The following is a 24,736-nucleotide window of genomic DNA, read 5'->3' on the forward strand; positions in this document are numbered from 1 at the left end:
GCTTATTTTTTACTGTTTATCCTAGTTCAAATCGTAATTTGCTATTACGAAAATCAAACTCTCTGGCGGGTTTCATATAGAAAGGCTCTATTGCTTGCTCTTGTATTAGTTTTGTTGGCTTTAATTGTTGATAATCAGAATAGAAACCATGATTCTTGACCCACATAACTAAGTTTAATGCAGGCTGATAAGAATAATCAGCGCCATACTCTTCACGCCTACAAATAAAACATGCCGTCTCTCCTTTATTCAAAGTAAGAGAAAGGGACTTGCGCGGAAAATTAGTAATAAGCGCCCCCTCATCGTTTATCGCTTCAATATTAAAATGATGAGGTGCTAAGCTACAAATATTTTCATATTTTAACTGTGAACTCTCACCGCTATAACTGTTTGTTTTAATTTCATCTTGTTGAAAATACCAACGATATTGCTCTTCATCTTTTTCTTTATAAAGATAATCACCACTTATTTTCATTATGGTGTTTGTTTGTGGTTTAGTGATCTTAGCAAATAATTCAGGATTGAGTTCGGACGAGAACAATAACGAATCAGGCTTGATAATAAGCTCTGGTTTGCACTGAGTGCGTTTAACATACTTTTTGTGAACGCGTTCTAAGTAACGATATTCAAGTGCTTTAGAACGCCCTTGATAGAAAAAGGCATCTTTAGGAAATTGAGTACGTAATGTGCCTTTACCTACAAAATAAAATTCTCGAACAAAAAATTCTAACACTAATTTAGGTGATGAGAATTTGTGATTTTCCATAACAAAAGTGTACTCCGTGTATTAAGCATAAATTTAATCCATTACTGTGCTAACAATATAAGAAGATAAGAAAATAAAACAATGGAGTGGCGAAAAGAAAAATAATAAAGGAGATAAAAATAAAAAAGAGACAATAAATCAGAATGCGAATTTTCTGATCTATTATCCCCTAACGTCATAAATTGACTATCGCTTAGATATGCAACTCTTTTAAAGTCTCTTCAGGCAGTGCTAATTCATCGTTATGATTAATGCCAATGCTATGAGATAAAATATCGCGTGCAATATCTTGGGCTTCTGTCAGTGAATGCATTTCATAGGTACCACATTGGTACACGTTCAGCTCTGGGATATGGTTTTGATCTTTTACTTTCAGAACATCTTCCATTGCTGCTTTCCATGCATTAGCTACACGTTGTTCTTCAGGTTGCCCAATTAAGCTCATGTAGAAACCTGTACGGCATCCCATTGGAGAAATATCAATTATCTCAACACCATTACCATTAAGATGGTTACGCATAAATCCAGCGAACAAATGCTCTAATGTATGAATTCCTTTCTCAGGCATGGCTTTTTTATTAGGCACAGTAAAACGTAAATCAAATACCGTGATAGTATCACCTAATGGCGTTTTCATTGTTTTAGCAACGCGTACAGCAGGTGCTGACATACGAGTATGGTCAACAGTAAAGCTATCCAATAAAGGCATAAAAAACCTCCTAAGAAAAATTTAAATATTTTTAAGAAAAAATGAAACTTTCTGCAAGTAGCTCGGTCTTAGTAATGAATACGCGCAAATTGTTATCATCCCTATTTCTCTATAGAATTTTTTAGCCACACAAATCTTAGTGTGGCTTTTTTCTATCTAAGTTTAGGAAGCCACGTTATCGGTGTTTGACCCCGCATGGATCTTCAAATACTCATCAAAAGAAATGGTATCACTCTTTTCTAACTCTTCTTGACGTTTTATGGATGAAATTCTCTCATGATCAAAAGCTTCATCAGTTAACGTTTCATAAGGTGTTTTAATTAATTCTTGGTAATATTCTTCAGCTAAAGACAAGCCAAAACCACCAATACCTTGTGTTTTAATTTTGTCTAAAAGTCTGCCAGAGAAGGTTAATTCAGGATTATCAAACATTTCTTCTAACTTAACGCAAACTTCCATATATTTAGTGCCTGAACAGCAATCAAGAACGTTAGCAACACGTTCTAAATCTGCAAATAAGGCTTTACCAACTTGCGCTAATGGCTCTTTTCTTTCGCCACAACCCATTCCAATAACTTGACCTGGTTTACGTCCTTCTAGAATAACGTTATTCCAATTTGAACGGCAGCACGCTAATTCAGAGGCACTCATCTCAGGAGCATCAGCTAACACACACCAGATCAGGAATAAATCAAGGAAGCGAATTTGAGTTTCATCAACACCAATTGGCGTAAATGGATTGATATCAAGTGAGCGAACCTCGATATATTCAATACCACCACGTAATAACGCATCTGAAGGTGATTCATCACCTTTAACAACACGCTTAGGACGAATAGGTGCATAGAGTTCATTTTCAATTTGTAACACATTGGTGTTTAACTGAATATACTCACCGTCTTTCTTAACACCTAATTTAGCAAACTCTTCAGAAGGCTTATGAATCGCTTTTTTCAGCCCTTTGACATAAGTTTCAAGATGATTAAAGGTGATATCTAAATCACTTTGAGATTTATTGGTATACCCTAAATCACTTAAACGTAATGAAGTTGCATAAGGTAAATACTTCGCCCCTTTAGATGTGCTTTCAAATGGTAGATTTGTTTCTCTTCCTTTCAAGAAAGATCCACAAATTGCCGGTGATGCACCAAAGAAGAATGGAATGATCCAGCCAAAGCGATAGTAGTTACGAATAAGGCGCAAGTAACCGTCTGAAATCGCCTCTTTCCCACTCTCTTCATCTTTTACATTTGCCCAGGCTTGCCAAAACTCGATAGGCAGTGAGAAGTTGTAATGCACACCTGAAATAGTTTGCATTAACGCGCCATAACGATTTTTAAGCCCTTCACGGTAAAGTGTTTTAAAACGCCCAACATTAGATGTGCCAAATTGAGCCAGCGTAATCTTATCTTCCGCTTCAATAAAGCAAGGCATACTCATAGGCCACATACGTTCATTATCTAAGTGACGTGCTGTATAGCGATGTAAATCACCTAAAAAATGCAAGGTATGTGCAATGTTGTCATCAACAGGTGTAATAAACTCTAATAGAGACTCAGCAAAATCAGTTGTGATCCATTTATGAGTTAATGATTTACCTAATGAAATAGGATGCTTTGTTGATGCTAAATTGCCTTCTGGCGTAACTCTTAAGGTTTCACGCTCTATACCACGGTGGATGCCACATAAAACTTTAGGGTGTGCTTCCAACCAAGAAAGCGCTTTTGATACGTCCGGGATCAAAGGTGACCTCCCGCGTTGATTGATGTTAGTAAATAGATAGGAGTTACTTTATCGCAAAGTCACTAAATTGTCGCTGATTAGATGATGTTAGCATTGTTAGTTGGTGCTAAACAAAGACGTTATATAAGAGAACGCAGGAAAGTAAAAAGCCCCGCAATTAGCGAGGCTTTTAAGATGGTGCATCCTGGAGGATTCGAACCTCCGACCGCTCGGTTCGTAGCCGAGTACTCTATCCAGCTGAGCTAAGGATGCAGGTCTGACGTTTTTGCTAGAAATAATTAAACTAAGATATCTAATAAAAGATGGTGCATCCTGGAGGATTCGAACCTCCGACCGCTCGGTTCGTAGCCGAGTACTCTATCCAGCTGAGCTAAGGATGCGTCGTCGTTATCTTTCTAGCTGCTCATATTGCAATTGGCAATCTGAGTAATGAGATGGTGCATCCTGGAGGATTCGAACCTCCGACCGCTCGGTTCGTAGCCGAGTACTCTATCCAGCTGAGCTAAGGATGCGCCGTTGTAATACTTTACGCTTTTAATGCAAATTATTCACCATTTGCACCAAAATAAAAACCCCATACATTAATCATGGGGTTGGAATATGGTGCATCCTGGAGGATTCGAACCTCCGACCGCTCGGTTCGTAGCCGAGTACTCTATCCAGCTGAGCTAAGGATGCAAATCTAAATGGCGGTGAGAGAGGGATTCGAACCCTCGATGCAGCTTTTGACCGCATACTCCCTTAGCAGGGGAGCGCCTTCAGCCTCTCGGCCATCTCACCATATTTAGAACCACTCGAAGAAGTTCTTACTGAACATCTCGTCTCTGTGTGGCGCACATATTACTTTCTCAGCCTAAGAAGTCAAACAATTTTTCTCAACTTTTTACGAATATACGTTTGTTTGAACACTTCACAAACAAACTGATGCGTTTATCATCAAGATTGGCTAAAAAAGTCCTAAACACAATGATATCGCTGATGAAAAATCATTCAAGTATTTTATTCTCTTAGTAAATAAATTTATTCACACAGCAAATAATTATGAAGCGAATGATTAGAGGTAAAAAGACTTTCAATTCTGTCAATCAGAATAAACGGATAGTGCAATAATAAATACAGCTCAAGGAGAGCAAAGATAGGAACAAAGAAGGGAATCAAAAGTCTTATAAAGAGAAAAGCGCCCAAACCCGGCAAAAGTGTGGACGCTTACGAATGAATTGTAACTAACTAAAAATAGGAATTAGTTTAGTAGTTATCAGTAGGCTGAGTTTTCTCGGCCTGAATTCGTTGATAGATCTCTTCACGATGGACAGATACTTCTTTGGGTGCATTTACGCCAATCCGTACCTGATTACCTTTAACCCCTAAAACGGTTACGGTCACATCATCGCCTATCATAAGCGTTTCACCAACTCGACGAGTTAGAATAAGCATTCTTTGCTCCTTGAAAATTTACAAGAGTCGGGTCTCTAGAATTTCCCGGCCATTATCCATCATACATTGTCAATTCGTATAATCATTATTTATCACAAGTAACTCATACTTCATAACAAAATATAAATTTAGTGATTGATTATTTAACGGATTACCAATATCTCTATAAGGCGTTATCCCTACATAAACAGGGATAGCGCCTTTTTTCAGGTTGCTATCGCTTACAGATGCGATTCAACCCACTCGTCAACACTTGCCAAAGCTGCTGGTAAAGCTTCAACGTCAGTACCACCAGCTTGAGCCATATCAGGGCGACCGCCACCTTTACCGCCAATTTGCTGTGCAACAAAACTAATTAGCTCACCCGCTTTAACTTTAGCAGTTAAATCTTTAGTGACCCCAACAATTAAGCTCACTTTACCATCAGAAATAGTAGAAAGCACAATAATTGCAGAACCTAATTGATTTTTTAAATCATCAACCATTGTTCTTAACATTTTTGGCTCAACACCATTAAGCTCACGAACTAAAAGTTTGATACCTTTCACGTTTTTAGCTTGGCCACCTAAAGAGGAACTCTCCTGAGCAGCTTGCTGATCTTTTAGTTGTTGAAGTTCTTTTTCTAATAAACGATGTTTTTCTTGGACTGTTTTGATTCTTTCGACCAAGTTTGTCCCATCGCTTTTTAGAACTTGAGCAACAAGAGAGATAAGATCTGATTGTTCATGAATACTCTCAATTGCTGCAATACCAGTAATCGCCTCAATACGGCGAATGCCAGCTGCCGTACCTGACTCACTGACAATGCGGAATAAACCAATATCACCCGTTCTAGAAGCGTGAGTACCGCCGCAAAGCTCAGTAGAGAAGTCACCCATTGTTAAAACACGAACTCGTTCGTCGTATTTTTCACCAAAGAGTGCCATTGCACCTTTTTCTTTTGCATCTTCAAGATCCATTAACTCAGTGACAACTGGCGAGTTAAGACGGATTTGCGCATTTACAATATCTTCAATTTGTCGTAATTGTTCTGGTTTAACCGCTTCAAAATGAGAAAAGTCAAAACGCAGATATTTATCATTAACTAAAGAACCTTTTTGAGTAACGTGCGTACCCAGAACTTGGCGCAATGCTGCATGCAATAAGTGCGTCGCAGAGTGATTTAAACGAATAGCGTCACGACGAGCAATATCGATAGTGGCATTGATTTTATGGTTAACAATAAATGACCCTACGTTAACTTTACCAATATGACCAATAGCTTTACCGTATTTTTGCGTATCTGTGACTTCAAACAAGCTATCTTTGCCTGTTAGAACACCTTTATCACCAACCTGACCACCAGACTCTGCATAAAATGCGGTTTTATTTAAGAAGATAATACCTTCTTCACCTGCTTTTAATTCAGTGACTGATTGTCCGTTATGGAAAATAGCGGTAATTGTGCCCTGCTGTTCATCATGATCATAACCAGAGAACTCACTGCGACTATCCACTTTAATTAAACTATTATAGTCAGTACCGAAACCGCTGGATTCACGAGCGCGTTTACGTTGCTCTTCCATCGCGACTTCAAAGCCTTTTTCATCAACTTTGATATTTCTTTCACGACAAACATCGGCAGTTAAATCAAGAGGGAAACCATAGGTATCATAAAGACGGAAAGCCGTTTCACCTGGAAGAACGTCATCTGTTAATTGAGCAAGTTCTTCATCTAATAGTTGAAGACCACGTTCTAGCGTACGAGCAAACTGCTCTTCTTCTGTTTTTAATACTTTTTCAACGATGGCTTGTTGGCGTTTTAATTCTTCACCAGCTTCTGCCATAACTTCAATTAATGGAGCCACTAGCTTATAGAAGAAGGTATCTTTAGCGCCAAGCATATAACCATGACGTACTGCACGACGAATAATACGACGCAGAACATAGCCACGGCCTTCATTAGAAGGGATAACGCCATCGCAAATAAGGAATGAGCAAGAACGAATATGATCGGCAATAACGCGTAATGATTTATTTTCTAAATCCGTTGCATTAGTCACTTGAGCAACAGATTTAATTAAAGAACGGAATAAATCAATGTCATAGTTAGAGTTTACATGCTGTAAAACAGCGGTAATACGCTCTAATCCCATACCTGTATCAACAGAAGGTTTTGGTAATGGGTCCATTGTACCGTCTGACTTACGGTTAAATTGCATGAAGACGATGTTCCAGATCTCAATATAGCGATCACCGTCTTCTTCTGGTGATCCTGGAGGCCCGCCCCAAATGTGGTCACCATGATCATAAAATATTTCAGTACAAGGTCCACAAGGGCCAGTATCCCCCATTTGCCAGAAGTTATCTGATGCGAATGGTGCGCCTTTGTTATCACCAATACGGATTATTCTTTCTGCTGGAATACCAATTTCTTTATTCCAAATATCATAAGCTTCATCATCGGTGGCATATACCGTTACCCAAAGTCTTTCTTTAGGTAAGTTGAACCACTCTTTGCTTGTTAATAATTCCCAAGCAAAATTGATCGCATCATGTTTGAAATAGTCACCAAAACTGAAATTACCTAGCATTTCAAAGAAGGTATGGTGACGAGCGGTATAGCCCACATTTTCTAAATCGTTATGTTTACCACCTGCGCGCACACAGCGTTGCGCGGTTGTCGCTCGGGAATAAGGTCTATTATCCAATCCAAGAAACACATCTTTGAATTGGTTCATCCCTGCGTTTGTAAACAGCAATGTTGGATCGTTATTTGGAACCAAAGAACTGCTAGGTACTATTTGATGTCCTTTAGTATGAAAAAAGTCGAGAAACGCCTGACGGATCTCAGCGGTGCTTTTGCTCATAATTATCCCGAAATCAAGCTGGAAAAACAGAAATTAGAAATCTAGTTAGAGGAGGTTTATTGTTACCTCTACTTAGCCAACGAATACATAAGTAGGGATAAGATAGAATTTCTTCTGTCAGAAGTAAAACCCCCGATAAACTTATTCGTGTTGACATTGTAAATCGTCTAGTTTTTTTCTGAAAGTGGGATTGTTATCTGAGAATGGGACTTTTCTCTATTTAAGAGCAATTATCTTGGGAAATGTTAACAACTGAAAGTATTTTCATTTTGTAATTATTAAAAACTATTTGTTATTACTGATTTTTTATGGGGCTACTCTCTATACGTTTCTTTTCTCCAAATAATCTCTTTTTCTCATGGTAATTAGTCATAAATACATAAGCACTATTACTTAAATAAGAAATTAAAAGCACGATAACTTACTAAAATAAAAGCGCTTGTCAGTATAAAATTCATCTTACATCTCAACAAACCTTTAAATACAATTTAAATTAGATCCAAATATCTTGAAGGTATTTATCTTTATATGTCAATTATTTACTATCTGGCGCAACTAGATTATCGTAATGATTCTTATTTATATTAATTATTGATAAGGATATATCACCAAAATTTCACTATATAAAATTTCATACAACTATAGAAAATAGGTTAGTAAAAAATATCGTTATATTAAATAAAGTAGTGTTAAAGGCTATTTTTCATAGGAAGAAAACAAAATAGGCCTAATTTTAACCCTATTTTGAATAAAAAATACGGTATATAGCAAAAAGGAAGCCTTTTTAGAGCTTCCTTTTTTAAGTGAGTTAAATCACATTAATTGACTAGTATTTTACAACTACGATAATCGTAATATGTTTTAATACGTATTCAATTTAGGCATTGGCAAAAGAATTATTCTTCTGTTTCTTCAATATCTGCTGCATCATCGCTATTGTTAGTAAAATCAGCTGCACTAGTAAATTCGCCAGCATGATTTAATAACATTTCACGTAGTTTGGTATTTAACTCATCGTACATTTCAGGGTGTTCTTTTAGGTAAGTTGTTGCATTGGCTTTACCTTGACCAATTTTCTCACCATTGTAGCTGTACCATGCACCCGCTTTCTCTACCAATTTATGTTTAACACCTAAATCAATCAGTTCACCAAAGGTGTTGATACCTTCGCCATACATAATTTGGAATTCAGCTTGTTTAAATGGTGCTGCAATTTTGTTTTTCACCACTTTAACGCGAGTTTCACTACCAACAACTTCATCACCGTTTTTAACAGAACCTATACGACGGATATCTAAACGAACAGAAGCGTAGAATTTAAGTGCATTACCGCCTGTTGTGGTTTCTGGGTTACCAAACATAACACCGATTTTCATACGAATTTGGTTGATGAAAATAAGTAATGTGTTGGAATTTTTCAGGTTACCCGCTAATTTACGCATAGCTTGGCTCATCATACGAGCAGCTAGACCAACGTGCGAATCACCAATTTCACCTTCAATTTCTGCTTTTGGTGTTAAAGCAGCAACGGAGTCAACAACGATAACATCAACAGCACCAGAACGAGATAATGCATCACAAATTTCTAAGGCTTGCTCACCAGTATCAGGCTGAGAACACAGAAGGTTATCAATATCTACGCCCAGTTTTTTAGCGTAGATAGGGTCTAAAGCGTGCTCAGCATCGATAAATGCACAAATTTTACCTTCGCGTTGAGCGGCTGCAATAACTTGTAGTGTTAGCGTAGTTTTACCAGAAGATTCTGGGCCATAGATTTCAACAATACGACCGCGTGGTAAACCACCAGCACCCAAAGCAACGTCTAATGATAAAGAGCCCGTAGAGATGGTTTCAACATTCATGGAACGATCTTCACCCAGACGCATGATAGACCCTTTACCAAATTGCTTTTCAATTTGACCAAGTGCTGCGGCCAATGCTTTTTGTTTGTTTTCATCAATAGCCATGTTATCTCCCTCTGGGCAGTGAAGCATAAATATGGGTCACTACCATTAAAACGTATATGATTTTGCTTGTTGAAACTCATTATACTGTATAATCATACAGTATCAAGTTAATTATTAATAATTTCTTTAAGAATTGATTTTAAAGAAAAAATAACAGATTCAGCTCTTACTTGCTCTCGTGAACCACTGAATATACAGTGTTTTGCCGTAATTTGAATACCTGTTGGTGTTTTCATTGCAAAGCCGAACCAAACTAAACCAACAGGTTTTTCTTCACTCCCACCACCAGGGCCTGCAATGCCACTAACTGATACTGCAAAATCTGCATTAGCTGTTATCAGCGCCCCTTTAGCCATTTGAAGAACAACTTCTTCACTCACCGCACCATATTTAAGCAAGGTTTGCTCATCAACGCCTATCATTTCATGCTTTGCTTCATTGCTATATGTTACAAAGCCACGATGATAATATTCAGAACTTCCTGCAATATCCGTGATAACTTTCGCAATCCATCCGCCAGTGCAAGATTCAGCCGTTGTTATCGTACTCTTCTTTCCAATTAACACTTTACCCAACTCAATACTTAGGCGGGTCATTTCATCGTAATTTATCATTAAGGTTCATCTAACCTCTATTCTAAATCTCACTGTTTAAGATTTCTTTCTGGTGCAATCCCATAACCATAAACCACCAATTGCTAAGGCAAAAATAGCACCAAAGCCAATCCCAATAGCAACGACTGATACACCAATGCTCGTAACCAGTGAAAATAATCCAAGCATTAATAGCATTGCTGTATTTTCACCAAGATTCTGTACAGCGATAGCATTGCCAGCACCTACACTGTGCTTTCCTTTGTCTTGTAATAGCGCATTCAGAGGAACGACAAAGAAACCACCAAAAACACCGATGATAATAAGGATCAGATAGGATGGAATAATTGAAGTTTGCAATGAGAAGTAAACAACACCAAGGCCAATTAAAATACCGGCAGGCATGCAGCGACGTACTGTTTTCAGTGTCACAAATTTAGCGGCTAATCCAGCACCGACCACAATCCCGATAGCAACCATCGCATTTAATACAGTAGGGGTCGTATTGTCAGTCATGCCTAAAGCAATAGGCACCCATTGAACAAGTAAAAAGCGCAATGTGACTCCTGCGCCCCAAAACATGCTGGTTCCTACTAAAGAAAAGCGACTTTCTTTGTCAGCCCATAAAGTACGTGTAGCCTCAAGAAACTGAATGAACATTTTTTTAATGTTCCAACCACGGCCAATTTGAGCTGCTGATAATTTAGGTATACCTAAGTTAACAAATACAGCTAAGCCATACATTGCCGCACAAACACCTAATGCAAAAACAATGCTCCAGTCTGAGAGTAAACCACCAATAACTGATCCCAGTAAAATAGCGGCAATGGTAGATGCTTCCATTAAGCCATTTGCTTTAACTAAACGCTCACCATCTGTTAATTCACCTAAAATGCCATATTTAGCAGGAGAATAAACAGCGGCACCAATTCCGACTAAGGCATAACCAAGGAAAGGATCTGAACCTACACAGATAAGAAATGCGCCTACGAATTTTAGAAGGTTGCCACTGAGCATAACCCTGCCTTTAGGATTACGATCAGCAAACTGTCCTACAAAAGGTGCTAAGAGAATAAAAGCCAGCACAAAAACCATTTGTAAAACAGGTTGGCTCCACTCTGGGTAAAGTGCCGATTTAAACTGAGCGAGGATCGCAAACAATAATGCATTGTCAGCAAAAGCAGAAAGAAATTGCGATATCAATACCGCTTTCATTCCTCTACTCATTAAAGGAGGCTGGCTAATATTCTCTGACATTAGTTATTTTCCTGTTCAGCAAGTTTTTTCAATGAGACAAAATCCGTTTTCCCACTTCCTAAAACAGGAATTTCTTTGATAAAACGAATATCCTTTGGTACAGCAATTTCTGCAACACCTTCCGATTTTGCCAATGCTGACAGCGTACTACGATCTAATTGCTTATCAGTTGTGAACAGTACTAATGATTCACCTCTGCGTTTATCACTTATTGTCACAACGGCGTGCTCACCTTTAGATGCTTTACGAGCAAGTTGCTCAACACCCTCAAGAGAAACCATTTCACCCGCAATTTTTGCAAAGCGTTTTACACGCCCTTTAATAGTACAAAAACCTTCACTATCAATAGCAACGATATCACCGGTGTCGTACCAGCCTTCTTCGTCAATACCTTCAGCATTGGTTGCGACAGGGACTTCCAATTTTTCAGGTGATTCTACACGTAAGTATCCCATCATTACGTTAGGGCCACGTAGTTGTAGTCTACCGCCTTCGGTAATACCATTCATTGGAATTAAACGCCCTTCCATACCGGGTAATAAACGCCCCACTGTATGAGCTTTGGCACTCATAGGCACGTTGATTGAAACAACAGGTGCGCATTCTGTTACGCCATAACCTTCTAAAATACGAATACCGAATTTCTCTTGCCATAAAACACGGGTCGATTCAGAGAGCTTTTCAGCCCCAGCAACCACATATCTGACTCTGGCAAAATCATAAGGATGGGCAAATTTTCCGTAGTTTCCTAAAAAGGTTGATGTACCGAATAACACCGTACAGTTTTGGTCATAGACCAATTCAGGCACGACTCGATAGTGTAACGGACTTGGATAAAGAAAAACGCGTGCACCCAAGCAAATTGGAGTCAGTAAGCAAGCAGTTAAACCAAATGCATGGAATAACGGCAATGCTGACATAAATTTGTCTTTCGGTGAAAAATCAGCAATTGCACGAATTTGATCAACGTTAGCCAATAAACTTGAATGACTGTGAACAACACCTTTGGGCGTTCCTTCAGAGCCTGATGTAAATAGAATAACGGCAGCATCATTTGCGTCTTGCGGTAACATCGCTTTTTTAGGCGTAATGAGATGTTTGAGGATCCAGCGTTTATCTTCACTGGTAACAGTATCTTTTAGATCCTCAAGATAAATCCAATTTGCTTCAGGGGTTTGCTCAGGAATATGTAACAAATTCCCTTTTTCTAAAAATTGGCGTGATGTAAAGATAGTTTTGATTGATGCGGCTTTCATCGCATTTTGTACACCTAAACTACCGGCCGTGTAGTTAAGCATTGCCACAACACGTTGACGCATTGTTGCACCTAATAGTGTAGCCGCTGTGACGGTTGTATTTGGAAGCAGTAAACCGATACGTTCTTTGGGTTCTGTGTAGCGCTCAATCAATCGGCTGATCCCTAGCGTTTTTTTCAGTAACCCTTGATAAGAATCTTCTTTTAGGGTGATATCAGAAATTAGTGGACTGAATCGACCATATTGAGACATTGCCTGTAAAAACGCTTCATACAGCGTGATATTATGTCGCGTTTGCATGATGGCTTCCATCATGATGTCACGCATGGCTTCACCTGCTAATCGGCGACGTTCAGAAGATTTTTCAGCTTTTGGCATCGGTAAATCAACAGCAGGGAGTACCTTGATGGTAATTCTAGGAAAGAATTGAGACTTTACTCGTAAGCTTTTACGTACTCGTGAAAAATAGCTGAATTCAGCGCCTTCAATTCTGACAGGAACAACTTTAGCGCCTGATTTTGCGGCAATAAAAGCAGCACCCTCATAAATTTTCATCAAACCATTTGTTACTGTGATCCTTCCTTCAGGAAAAATCACAACGGGACGACCTTTATCCACTTCTTTAACTAACTGACGAACAGCCATTGGGTTGGCGGGATCTAAAGGTACGATATCGGCATAACGACCTAACCATCTTGTCGTTTTTGCAGAAGCAACAGAGGTATAAACAGCAAACACAGGATTAATAGGCAGGAATAAACGTAATAATATACCATCAATAAAAGAAGTATGATTTGGCGTAATTATACATTTTTCATATTGTGAAAACTGATTAACAAGTCCTTCAATTCTTATTCTAAATAAGAATTTAAATAGTGTTTTAAAAAACGCTATCAACATCATATCCATATCTCATTTTGCTATAATTAGCCTTACTATAAATAGGATGTGATGAAAATAAAATAGATGTTCCCTGTTTTATCCTTTATATCAGACGACTTCTTAATTATTTCGTGAGTTTTGCGAGAATTACCTCAATAATCTTATTAATAGGTAATCCAGCATCGACAATAATATCAGCACATTGCAAATATAAAGGTTCACGTTTAGCCAAAACGTCATTCATTTCTGAAACTAACGTTTTACCCGTTAAACTTGGTCTTTGTGCTTCATTCGGATCTTGAGATAAACGCTCAACTAAAGTCTCAAGAGATGCCTGTAAATAAATAATAACACCTGAAGATTTCATATAAGCACGATTTTGATCTGCCAAAATCATACCGCCCCCCGTTGAGATAACTTGATTAGGTTGGCTAACTTGGATGAGCGCTTCTGATTCAGTTTGTCGAAAAAACTCCCAACCTTTCTCTTGAACCATAGAAGATATAGTTTGTTGATATTTTTGAGTTATCCAATCATCCGTATCAATGAATCTATAATTTAACGAGAGGGAAAGTGCTTTACCTACTGTTGTTTTTCCTGCACCTCTAGGTCCGATAAGGTAAATTGTACTATCCATAAATGCACTATCTCCATAGTGTGTTCCCTTTTAGGGGTGTAATTAAAAATTTACATACTGTAAAGTATAAAATATCATACCTGATGTAACAAAAAAATAAAGCCACACTTTAGAAAAAGTATGGCTTATTTATTCATATTAACAATTAGCTACGAATTGTATTATCGCCGTAGCCAATCCATTTGTAGGTCGTTAGGGCATCTAATCCCATCGGGCCTCTAGCATGTAATTTCTGTGTACTAACAGCAACTTCGGCACCTAAACCGAATTGTCCGCCATCAGTAAAACGCGTACTTGCATTAACATACACAGCAGCTGAATCAACTTGACGAACAAAGAGATCAGCATTAGTGATAGATTGCGTTAAAATAGCATCAGAGTGTGCAGTTCCATAACGGCGAATATGGCTAATTGCCTCAGTTAAACCACTCACCACTTCCACATTTAAATCAAGTGATAACCATTCATCGCAATAATCAGCATCTTTCACATCAACAATAGTAGCTCCGCCTTTTTTCAGCCCTGCCAATGCCTTTTCACTTGAATGCAAAATCACTTTTTGAGCCGCCATAGCATCGCTTAACTGCGGTAAAAATAACGCTGCGATATTCTCATGTACTAAAAGCGTTTCTAAAGAGTTACACGCACTTGGACGTTGTACTTTTGCATTTACGATAACTGTTAATGCTTTTTCTAAATCTGCGCTTTCATCCACAAAAGTATGGCAAACTCCGATGCCACCAGTAATAACTGGAATGGTTGATTGCTCACGGCAAAGTTTATGCAATCCTGCGCCACCTCTTGGAATAAGCATATCAATATACTCATCCATTTTTAGCATTTTAGCGACTAACTCACGATCAGGCTTATCAATTGCCTGAATAGCGCCAGCTGGAATACCACATTTTTCTAATGCTTGTTGAATTACCGCAACAACTGCTTGGTTAGTATGATGGGTTTCTTTTCCACCACGAAGAATAGCCGCATTACCTGTTTTCAAACATAAAGAAGCTACATCAATCGTGACATTAGGGCGAGCCTCATAAATAACACCCACAACACCCAACGGCACACGGCGACGCTCTAAACGTAAACCACTATCTAGCATACGGCCATCGATAACTTGACCCACTGGATCTTCTAAGCGGCACACTTGTCGTACATCATCGGCAATTGCTTTTAAACGTGCAGAATTAAGTAATAAACGATCAAGCATAGCGGCATTGATATTGGCTTCGCGAGCCGCTTGCATATCTTTTTCATTTGCGGCAAGAATTGAAGCTTCTTGTTGTTCTAATAAATCAGCCATAACTAATAATGCCTGATTTTTTTGCTCTGTTGATAGTTGAGCTAAATGCCAAGATGCCTCTCTTGCAGATTTACCCATTTGTTCTAACATCAGAAGGCTCCTTAGCTAACAATCATATCATCACGATGCACAGCAACACTGCCATACTCGTAACCCAAAATTTGACTAATTTCCTGTGAATGGTGTCCTGCTATTAAACGCAATGCATCACTATTATAGTGTGCAACACCATGAGCGAGATCTTTACCTTGTAAACTTTGAATGCGGATAACACATCCACGAGAGAAATCGCCTTTAATTTCTTTGATACCTTTTGGTAAAAGGGAACTACCTTTTTCTTTAATTGCGTTTTCAGCCCCTTCATCAACCACTATCTCACCAGCAATTGGCGCACCAAAGATCCACCGCTTACGCGCTTCTAATGGGCTTTGTAAGCCATGAAATAATGTTCCAACAGGCTCATCATTAATGACTTTGGCAATAACTTCAGGTTGTACGCCGGCGGCGATAACAACATCAATGCCTGCTCTTCCTGCAACGGTTGCGGCTTGCAATTTTGTTGCCATACCGCCCGTACCTAACCCTGATACGCTATCACCCGCCATTTGACGTAACTCATCATTGATATCAAAAACTTCAGGGATCAGTTTAGCATCTGGATTACTACGGGGATCAGCCGTGTAAAGCCCTTCAATATCCGTTAGTAATAACAGTTTATCAGCACCACCTAAAATAGCGGCTAGTGCTGATAAATTATCGTTATCGCCTACTTTAATTTCCGCGGTGGCAACAGCATCATTTTCATTGATAACGGGAATAATATGGTTATCTAACAGCGCATGTAATGTATCACGCGCATTCAGGAAACGTTCTCTATCTTCAATATCGGCACGCGTTAATAACATTTGACCAATATGAATACCATAGATAGCAAATAACTGTTTCCATACTTGAATTAAGGCACTTTGCCCCACAGCGGCAAGCAACTGTTTTGACGCAATAGTTGCGGGCAAATCAGGATAATTCAAATACTCACGTCCTGCTGCAATTGCACCAGAAGTGACAATAATAATCCGGTGCCCTTTTTCGTGTTGTTTAGCACATTGGCGAACCAGCTCAACAATATGAGACTGATCCAGACGTCGTGAACCACCAGTAAGTACACTTGTCCCTAATTTAACAACCAGCGTTTGGCTGCTACTCATAACATTTACCATTCTTGTTGATTATTTAAAAAGATAATACACAGTTTTATCAGGAGAGAAGCGTTATGCCAACTGACATAACGCAAAATCTATGAAAAGTTGCCCTAACACAAAATTAGGGCTGAATGGGAAGAGGAAATTTGTTCATTTTTTCATCTGGGATGAGTGTCATTTCTAATTCACTCACCGCGAGTTGAAGAAATTCATGAAAACGAATAAGTGTTTCATTGATTGACTCAACAACATCATTCTTACTTATGTTCTGATGGAGCCAATCACCATTTTTATCGAATAGCCCAATTTGATAATGATAAATAAGCTGTTCATTATTACGTTCTAATTCCATCCACCAGCCCCAAAACTCTCGTTTTTCCGGCGCGACTTTTTTATTTACACACACTGCTAAACAGTCAAAAAAGAACTGGCTCTCTTGGCATTGTTGCTCTCGGATATATGGGCCGATTTGAGCAAAACGCTTCAATAACTTACCTTGGGTAGGGTTCAAAGATGAAGTCATAAATTCAGTCTCCTTAGAAACTCTACTGTTATATAATCTAATATAATTAGCAAGTTATTGTTCAAAATTAATTATATTAATTTATCATAGATCCAATCTGCACTTTTTTGTAACGCGAGCTCTAAACCTTCATAAAGCGGTTTATCATTAATAGCAAGGATGTCACCATCCATAGAGGAGCGTGCAATTAATTGCGAATCCTCTTTAGGGCTCATTTCATCCCCTTTCCAATAAACACCCATCATAGGAACAGGCATACGCCGCCCAATCAAACCTTGGTTTTTCAGGGAATAACTACTCAACGATAATCGAAGATTATTCTCGTCAATATTCCATAACCCTAAGCGGCTCGCTAATACATCAAGATACATCACAGGAATTTTTTTCTGTAATTCAGCTTGGGTAAAAAAAGTGTGGATCAACGGGCCTAAAGCAACAACACCTTTAATCAATTTTGGGTAGATATAAGCTAAACGCACGGCAATATTACCGCCAAAGCGAAAGCCCATCACACCAACACGAGTATGATCAATCCAAGGTACTTCAGAAAGTTGCTTTAGAACTTCACCTTGTAAATAGCATGTATCTTCCGTTAGTTTTTGTTTTACTGAATAACCAATTGCGGGCATATCCAGTGTTAACATTGCAATACCTTTAGGGGAAAGATAATCACGGAAGAAACTAACATAATCGCTTTGTAAGCCGTCTAACCCACCGCAAAATAACACAGTAGGATAAGGGCCTCTGCAATCTTTCGGTAAATGGAGAAAACCTGTTGTCGTCCCTTTTCCTTCTAATTTAAATGTCAGTTTTTTGACGTCAAAAGAAGAAAATTTCGTCGCATTCTCAAAGGCTTTCATCGACAAAATAACGGCTTGATCCGCTAAAAAATCACCATTAATAAAGGGGTATGCGGCAATACTATAAAGATGTGCGGCTTGTAACCAACAATCTGCTGCGACATCACCAGACTCTTCACGTAATGCTTTTTGTTGCCAGATCATCGCTTGATGCGACCACTCAAATGACCAACCACCTTTACGATACCCGACAACGGTATCAATAAATTTATCATCACTACGAGGGGCATCCTGTACCGCAATTCGGCTTAACACCTCTTCTATCTCAATAGGAGAAATTCCACGCCAAATCCAAAGTAAACGTTGAATAGTTCGATACCAATTTTTCTGGCTCGTACCATTAAGCACGGTATAGGTATTAATATTCGATTTGGGATGGGTGTACTGAATTAGCGTTGAGGTTTCAGCGTGTTTTGCTCGTGGCTTAAATAAAGTTTCAGAAAGATTCGTATTGTTTGCCATATCACTCTTCAAATCAGTGGATATCGTATAAAAGGGGCTAAAAAGTCTGGCTTTATCATAGCATGAAATTGGCTGGAACAATGTGTATCACGACAAGCAATCGCACGAAGGCATCATTAAGAGGAAGAGAAAAAAAGCTTAAAAACAAAAATCCCCGCCTAAGCGAGGATCTCAATTAAAACAGCAAAACGAATGCTATCAACTTATTTTTGATCGCAAACTGGTGGAATAAAGGCAACCCCCATATCCCAAGGTTGTTCAATCCATGTATTTTGCGGAATATCAACCACAAAATCATCCACTAAAGGACGCCCTTCTGGTTTTGCAAAGATAGTGACGAAATGGGCTTTTGGATACATTTCACGAATAACTTTAGCAGTACCACCAGTATCAACTAAATCGTCAACAACGATAAAGCCTTCACCATCACCTTCTGCTTTTTTTAAGATTTTGAGGTCGCGCTGATGATCGTGGTCATAGCTAGAAATGCAGACTGTATCCACATGACGGATACCTAATTCACGAGCAAGTAATGCAGCAGGGACTAATCCCCCACGGCTGACAGCAATAATGCCTGTCCACTGTTCGACTGGTAATAAACGTTGCGCCAATTGACGGGCATGTATTTGCAACATATCCCACGTTACAACATATTTTTCGCTCATAATATTGTGATCCTAGCTACTTGAATTTCGAGAGAAGCTTTTTTGCGGAAAAAAAGGTTGCGCGAGATTATAGTGATTTGAGCGCCTAAAAACCAGAGAAAACGTGAAAACAGGTGAGATTATCCTTATTTTTTTCTGTAATATCTTTTTATGATTAAAAAACAAACTATATAAAAAATGAATACAAATAGAGATCTAATTTCTTAGATAGAGATGTGAATAGAATGACGCATTCATCAGAAGAAAGTGATATTCTCAACTATATTGGCGTATAACGCTCAGAATAATAAAGCTAGCCCTTAAAAAAGCGGTAGGCTATCAATAACACAGATGCTGTTAGAGGAGATCCATCGTGTCTGAACTATCTACTCTATCCCCACAACCACTATGGGATATTTTTGCAAAAATTTGTTCGATTCCACATCCATCACATCATGAAGAAGCCTTAGCTTCCCATATTCTTTCTTGGGCAAGTGAAAAAGGTCTTTTTGCACAGCGCGATGCAGTTGGCAATATTTTAATTCGTAAACCAGCAACTAAAGGCATGGAAGATCGTAAAGCCGTTGTTTTACAAGCACACTTAGATATGGTGCCACAAAAAAATAACGACACCGTTCACGACTTCACAAAAGATCCGATTCAACCTTACATTGACGGCGAGTGGATCAAAGCTAAAGGCACTACATTAGGTGCAGATAATGGCGTAGGTATGGCATCTGCATTAGCTGTTTTAGCTGATGATACTGTTAAACACGGCCCATTAGAAGTTCTGTTAACCATGACTGAAGAAACAGGCATGGACGGAGCATTTGGTTTACAACCAGGTTGGTTACAAGCTGATATTCTTATCAACACAGACTCTGAAGAAGAAGGTGAAATCTACATGGGTTGTGCGGGTGGTATTGATGTTAAAACCACAGTAAGCCTTTCTTACGATGCAATTCCAGCAGGCCACGTTGTTAAACAACTGGTTCTGAAAGGATTAAATGGTGGTCACTCAGGTGGCGATATCCATTTAGGTTTAGGTAACGCAAATAAATTATTAGCGCGTTTCTTAGCAGGTCATGCAGAAGAATTATCACTGAAATTAATTGATTTTCATGGTGGTACACTGCGTAATGCTATTCCTCGTGAAGCAAACATTGTTTTTGCAATTCCAGCGGATAAAGCAAGCCAACTAGACGCAGTAAAAGCGAAATTTGAAGCTCTGTTAAAAACAGAATTAGCTATTGCTGAAAAAAATCTAAAAGTTGAATTAATTGATACAACAACAGATAAAAAAGTTTTCACAGCAGATTGCCAAGAACGCTTAATTAACCTACTTAATGCTATGCCAAATGGCGTTATTCGTATGAGTGACGACGTTGAAGGTGTTGTTGAAACTTCATTAAACGTAGGTGTTGTTAGCATTGTTGACGATAAAGTAGAAATCCTATGCTTAATTCGTTCTCTGATTGATAGCGGTAAAACCTATGTTGTTAGTATGCTGACAGCATTAGCAAAACTGGCTAAAGCGGATATCGAAACCAAAGGCGGTTACCCAGGTTGGAAACCAGATGCAGACTCTCCTGTTATGCATTTAGTTCGTGACACTTACCAACAACTGTTTGATAAAGTGCCAAACATCATGGTTATCCACGCAGGTCTTGAGTGTGGTCTGTTCAAAAAACCTTACCCAGATATGGATATGGTTTCTATTGGGCCAACAATCCGTGGTGCTCACTCACCAGACGAACGTGTTCACGTTAAAAGCGTCGGTCAATACTGGCAATTATTAACTGCGATTTTAAAAGCGATCCCTGCTAAATAATTTCGCTTTAATATTAATAATGGAACCCGCTTAATTGGCGGGTTTTTTGTGCCTAAAACTATCACCAAGAAATAAATTATCCCCTCAAATTACACGCTATTTCCCTTAAAGATCATAATTTATTCCTTATATAGCCAATTACATAATCACTTATTCCATTATCGAATAAAAAATAAATCTTAATGAATTAAATATATAGAATGCTAATCATTATCATTAGTATTAATGTTTTCGGAGTGATATTTTCATGGCTTCCATATTTAAAGTTAAAAAATAAAAAACTAAAGGGTTCTATTGTGTCTAATAAAAATTACGTTGCTAGCGTCTTTCTCGCCTTACCTCTAAGTTTACTTTCTGTTCAAATTCATGCAGCCGTCAATCAAAACATACCTGAAAAGATAATTGTTACGGCATCTCCATCGCAAGATCCTCAAGCGCCTGTTTCCGGTTTTGTGGCAACAAAAACGTTATCAACAAATAAAACACCGAGTGAAATTGAAAAAACACCACAATCCATTAGTGTGATCACGCGTGATCAAATGGATGCTCAAGATGTCAGTTCAGTTTCTCAAGCATTACGTTATACGCCCGGAGTTTTCACAGAATATCGTGGAAGTTCTAATCGTAATGATGAGGTTTTTATTCGTGGATACAGTTATGCCCCCCGTTTTCTTGACGGCCTAAGTTATGGAATGGGCGCTTCATCATCAACGGGTGCAATTGATCCCTGGTTATTAGAGCGCGTTGAAGTGGTCAGAGGGCCTGCATCCGTTCTTTATGGCCAAGTCAATCCGGGTGGCCTTGTGGCAATGACAAGCAAAAGACCAACTGCATCCCCTATTCGCCATATTCAAGTACGAGCAGGCAATGATAAATTAGCAGAAACCGCTTTTGATTTTTCAGGTACATTAAGTGATGACAATCGAGTGCTTTATCGCCTAAACGGTGTTGCAAAAACACAACACACTCAAATAAAAAACTATAAAGAAGAACGTTTTGCACTTGCTCCAGCTATTACTTTCTTACCTAATGAACAAACTCGCTTAACGCTACTAAGCTTTATTCAGCAAGAGCCTGAAGCTGGATATCGTAATTTTTTACCTGCTTATGGTACGGTTAAAAGCACTCCGGCAGGTACTATTCCCTTTGATTTTGATGTTAACAATCCCGATTACCATAAATCATGGCGTCAACAATATGGTATAGGCTATGAATTTGAACACGAATTTAGTGATTCACTAAAAATTGTACAAAATGCTCGATATAGCCATATTAATCAGAAATATAAATATCTTGTATTTGGCTCTTTAAGAAAAGATAACCCTTATGTTCTTGAACGCCGAGCACAACAAGAGCAACGTGAAACAGATACTTTAGGAATAGATACTCGTTTACAAGCCGACTTTACCACTGCAAAACTTAATCATACTGTGATTGCTGGTATTGATTATCAATGGAGCAAAGATCAAGATAATTTGCTTCGAGCAATAGGGCCAGAGTACGATCTTGACTGGCGTAATCCTAACTATCATTATCCTATCGATATGAGTTTACAAAAACCTGCGACCGATCAGCTACAAAAACGTGATCAAATTGGGTTATATCTACAAGATCAGATCCAATGGAAAAATTGGATCTTACTTGCAGGATTACGCCAAGATTGGGCTCAAGTTCGTACTCATGATTTCTTAGCGAAAAGCTATGATCAGCAAGATGATCATAAACTAACGGGTCGTGCTGGGCTTTTATATGCTTTTGATAATGGTATTTCACCATATATAAGCTATAGCACTTCGTTCGAACCTAATTTACAAACTCGCCGAGCACCAGGAAGTGCCCCTTTTGAGCCTAGCGAAGGTCGTCAATTAGAGGCCGGAATAAAACACCTCACACCAAATGAGCAAACATTGGCAACACTCTCTGTTTATCAATTACAACAACGTAATGTTACCAACTACAATGCTGAAAAAGCGTATTTTGAACCAGTGGGTGAAATTAGAAGCCGTGGTGTTGAAGCACAAATTAATAGCCAATTAACTGAAAACATTTCATTTATCAGCAGTTATTCTTATACCCATACTGAAGTAAGAAAAACCATTATTGCGGGAACACAAGGAAAAGAACTCCCTAGAGTTCCTAAACATATAGCATCACTTTGGGGTCAATATGATGAAACCTCTGGGCTATTTAATGGCGCTAAAGCGGGTGTTGGTGTCAGATATCTGGGTGTATCTCAAGGCGATACCAAAAATACAGTTAGTGTACCTGCAGTGACTCTTTACGATGCGATGATTGGTTATTCATTAGGTGAATTATCACCTTCTTTAAAAGGTGCTGAAATTCAGCTTAATATGAATAATATTGCGAATAAACATTATGTTGCATCTTGTGCTGGTGATACGGCTTGTTTTTATGGCATTGGAAGAACGATGACAGCAACAATGAATTATCGTTGGTAATGCTACATAGATTAACTACATAAATTAACTGTGTTAACCATAGTCTATCTATTGATTGACTATGGTTTTTTTAATTTTTATAACGCTAAAAGAAGTTGTCGCTCTATTTGTGGATCTTGCAAGGTGACATGAAATCCGATTAACCGAACACCTCTACCATTTCGACGCTCATGCCATGCTTGATAGGCAATATTGATTAAATCGGCTTTTTCTAAAATAGGATGAGCATGCTCTTGTGTTGTTAATTGAAAATCATCAAATTTTAATTTAACGCCTTGCCTTGCTATTCTTAGATCCGGTTTAACTTTTGTTAATCGCCTTTCTAATTCGCTATACAATCCATCAAGTAATGCCAAACAATCATCCCAAGAATTAATATCTGAGGCAAAAGTACGTTCAACTCCGACTGATTTCCTGAGTCTATCTGGATTAATTTCACGTTCATCAATACCATGACTGCGTTCCCATAAATTTTGACCAAATTTTCCAAACGCTTTTACTAAAGAAATGACATCGGTGCGACGAATATCAGCACAAGTTTCTAACCCCATTTCTTGCAAACGAGCAAATGTCACCTTACCTACACCCGGTATTTTATTAAGTGGTAATTTTAAAATAAAATCATCGACTTGTTCTGGTGTAATAACAAATTGCCCATTTGGTTTATTCATATCAGAGGCAATTTTTGCAAGAAATTTAATCGGTGCAATACCTGCGGATGCCGTGAGATTTAACTCATCAAAAATTTGCTGGCGAATTTCTTGAGCTATCAGCGTTGCTGAGCCATGACAATGCTTACTGTCAGATACATCAAGGTAAGCTTCATCGAGTGAAAGAGGTTCAATAAGATGAGTATAACGAGAAAAGATTTGGCATATTTTTGCTGATGTTTCTTTATAGAGAGCCATCCTACCGGATAGCACTTTTAAGTGAGGACATAACTTCAACGCTGTTGCCGTTGACATAGCACTACGGACACCAAAACGACGGGCGGGATAATTCGCCGTGCAGATCACACCTCGACTAGAAGCATTGCCTCCAACCGCAATAGGGATCTCTTTTAGTGCTGGATTATCTCGCATTTCAATCGCAGCATAAAAACAATCCATATCAACATGAATAATTTTACGCATACAATCACCTCACCTTGTTTACTGTTTAAATATACAGTAAATGAATATTAACTACAATTTTTATTCGCTCTTATCTCCCTCGATTGAGGTGTATTTCCCATAAAAATCTGAATTAGTCTGTTTATTTATAGAATTGTCACAAAGTGATGATAGATTATTTTTGCTCGTTGATTAATTACATTACTTTTGAATATTGTTTTGTAACTATATATAAAACAAGGAA

General features: G+C 38.5%; 18 protein-coding genes and 5 tRNA genes. 2 read left to right on the top strand and 21 right to left on the bottom strand.

Features of this window, described 5'->3' with window-relative positions; genetic code table 11:
• Window positions 1-16: 16 nt before the first annotated feature.
• From C0T34_RS15605 to gpt, 20 genes are all read right to left on the bottom strand, one after another.
• Complete coding sequence (locus C0T34_RS15605; protein ID WP_098943930.1) at window positions 17-766, bottom strand: hypothetical protein; 750 nt, start codon at window positions 764-766, stop codon at window positions 17-19.
• A gap of 193 nt (window positions 767-959) precedes the next feature.
• Complete coding sequence (gene luxS / locus C0T34_RS15610) at window positions 960-1,475, bottom strand: S-ribosylhomocysteine lyase (RefSeq protein WP_098943931.1); 516 nt, start codon at window positions 1,473-1,475, stop codon at window positions 960-962.
• A gap of 162 nt (window positions 1,476-1,637) precedes the next feature.
• On the bottom strand, window positions 1,638-3,218 hold the full coding sequence (gene gshA, locus C0T34_RS15615) for a glutamate--cysteine ligase (protein ID WP_098943932.1): 1,581 nt from the start codon (window positions 3,216-3,218) through the stop codon (window positions 1,638-1,640).
• Between the two features lie 175 nt (window positions 3,219-3,393).
• Window positions 3,394-3,470: transfer RNA gene (locus tag C0T34_RS15620), tRNA-Arg, on the bottom strand.
• A 51-nt stretch (window positions 3,471-3,521) separates the two neighbouring features.
• A tRNA-Arg gene (locus C0T34_RS15625) sits at window positions 3,522-3,598 on the bottom strand.
• 55 nt (window positions 3,599-3,653) lie between these two features.
• Window positions 3,654-3,730: transfer RNA gene (locus tag C0T34_RS15630), tRNA-Arg, on the bottom strand.
• An 89-nt stretch (window positions 3,731-3,819) separates the two neighbouring features.
• Window positions 3,820-3,896, bottom strand: a tRNA-Arg gene (locus C0T34_RS15635).
• A 9-nt stretch (window positions 3,897-3,905) separates the two neighbouring features.
• Window positions 3,906-3,998: transfer RNA gene (locus C0T34_RS15640), tRNA-Ser, on the bottom strand.
• Window positions 3,999-4,463: 465 nt separating this feature from the next.
• Entirely contained in the window at window positions 4,464-4,652 is a 189-nt protein-coding gene (gene csrA, locus C0T34_RS15645; RefSeq protein WP_004244778.1) for a carbon storage regulator CsrA, read from the bottom strand.
• Window positions 4,653-4,873: 221 nt separating this feature from the next.
• Window positions 4,874-7,501: an alanine--tRNA ligase gene (gene alaS, locus C0T34_RS15650; RefSeq protein ID WP_098943933.1), complete on the bottom strand. Its 2,628-nt coding sequence runs from the start codon at window positions 7,499-7,501 to the stop codon at window positions 4,874-4,876.
• Between the two features lie 896 nt (window positions 7,502-8,397).
• Window positions 8,398-9,468: a recombinase RecA gene (gene recA, locus C0T34_RS15655; protein ID WP_098943934.1), complete on the bottom strand. Its 1,071-nt coding sequence runs from the start codon at window positions 9,466-9,468 to the stop codon at window positions 8,398-8,400.
• A 107-nt stretch (window positions 9,469-9,575) separates the two neighbouring features.
• The gene (pncC, locus tag C0T34_RS15660) at window positions 9,576-10,082 is read right to left on the bottom strand and encodes a nicotinamide-nucleotide amidase (protein WP_098943935.1); all 507 of its coding nucleotides are present in this window, start codon (window positions 10,080-10,082) and stop codon (window positions 9,576-9,578) included.
• Between the two features lie 36 nt (window positions 10,083-10,118).
• A complete protein-coding gene (gene lplT, locus C0T34_RS15665; protein WP_098943936.1) occupies window positions 10,119-11,318 on the bottom strand; it encodes a lysophospholipid transporter LplT in 1,200 nt (399 codons plus the stop codon).
• A complete protein-coding gene (gene aas, locus C0T34_RS15670) occupies window positions 11,318-13,477 on the bottom strand; it encodes a bifunctional acyl-ACP--phospholipid O-acyltransferase/long-chain-fatty-acid--ACP ligase (RefSeq protein WP_109850432.1) in 2,160 nt (719 codons plus the stop codon). The genes lplT and aas overlap by 1 nt, the downstream gene beginning before the upstream one ends.
• Window positions 13,478-13,580: 103 nt before the next feature.
• Entirely contained in the window at window positions 13,581-14,093 is a 513-nt protein-coding gene (gene aroL / locus C0T34_RS15675) for a shikimate kinase AroL (protein ID WP_098943938.1), read from the bottom strand.
• Between the two features lie 145 nt (window positions 14,094-14,238).
• Complete coding sequence (locus tag C0T34_RS15680) at window positions 14,239-15,492, bottom strand: glutamate-5-semialdehyde dehydrogenase (protein WP_109850433.1); 1,254 nt, start codon at window positions 15,490-15,492, stop codon at window positions 14,239-14,241.
• A gap of 11 nt (window positions 15,493-15,503) precedes the next feature.
• The gene (gene proB / locus C0T34_RS15685; RefSeq protein ID WP_098943940.1) at window positions 15,504-16,607 is read right to left on the bottom strand and encodes a glutamate 5-kinase; all 1,104 of its coding nucleotides are present in this window, start codon (window positions 16,605-16,607) and stop codon (window positions 15,504-15,506) included.
• A gap of 115 nt (window positions 16,608-16,722) precedes the next feature.
• Window positions 16,723-17,124, bottom strand: a complete 402-nt coding sequence (gene crl / locus C0T34_RS15690; protein ID WP_098943941.1) for a sigma factor-binding protein Crl — start codon at window positions 17,122-17,124, stop codon at window positions 16,723-16,725.
• Window positions 17,125-17,195: 71 nt separating this feature from the next.
• Window positions 17,196-18,446 (bottom strand): esterase FrsA, encoded by a 1,251-nt coding sequence (frsA, locus tag C0T34_RS15695; RefSeq protein WP_098943942.1) that lies wholly within the window; start codon window positions 18,444-18,446, stop codon window positions 17,196-17,198.
• A gap of 203 nt (window positions 18,447-18,649) precedes the next feature.
• Entirely contained in the window at window positions 18,650-19,111 is a 462-nt protein-coding gene (gene gpt / locus C0T34_RS15700) for a xanthine phosphoribosyltransferase (RefSeq protein WP_006534780.1), read from the bottom strand.
• Window positions 19,112-19,463: 352 nt separating this feature from the next.
• Here gpt and pepD point away from each other — a divergent pair, with 352 nt between their 5' ends.
• Together pepD and C0T34_RS15710 are read left to right on the top strand one after the other, a co-directional pair.
• The gene (pepD, locus tag C0T34_RS15705) at window positions 19,464-20,921 is read left to right on the top strand and encodes a beta-Ala-His dipeptidase (RefSeq protein ID WP_075672395.1); all 1,458 of its coding nucleotides are present in this window, start codon (window positions 19,464-19,466) and stop codon (window positions 20,919-20,921) included.
• Window positions 20,922-21,217: 296 nt separating this feature from the next.
• A complete protein-coding gene (locus tag C0T34_RS15710) occupies window positions 21,218-23,380 on the top strand; it encodes a TonB-dependent siderophore receptor (protein ID WP_109850434.1) in 2,163 nt (720 codons plus the stop codon).
• A gap of 77 nt (window positions 23,381-23,457) precedes the next feature.
• Here the strand turns inward: C0T34_RS15710 and dinB are convergent, their stop codons facing one another.
• Window positions 23,458-24,513: a DNA polymerase IV gene (dinB, locus tag C0T34_RS15715; protein WP_109850435.1), complete on the bottom strand. Its 1,056-nt coding sequence runs from the start codon at window positions 24,511-24,513 to the stop codon at window positions 23,458-23,460.
• Window positions 24,514-24,736 lie beyond the last annotated feature (223 nt).

Source organism: Proteus sp. CA142267 (genome assembly GCF_003336825.1).
Lineage (GTDB): Bacteria > Pseudomonadota > Gammaproteobacteria > Enterobacterales > Enterobacteriaceae > Proteus > Proteus terrae.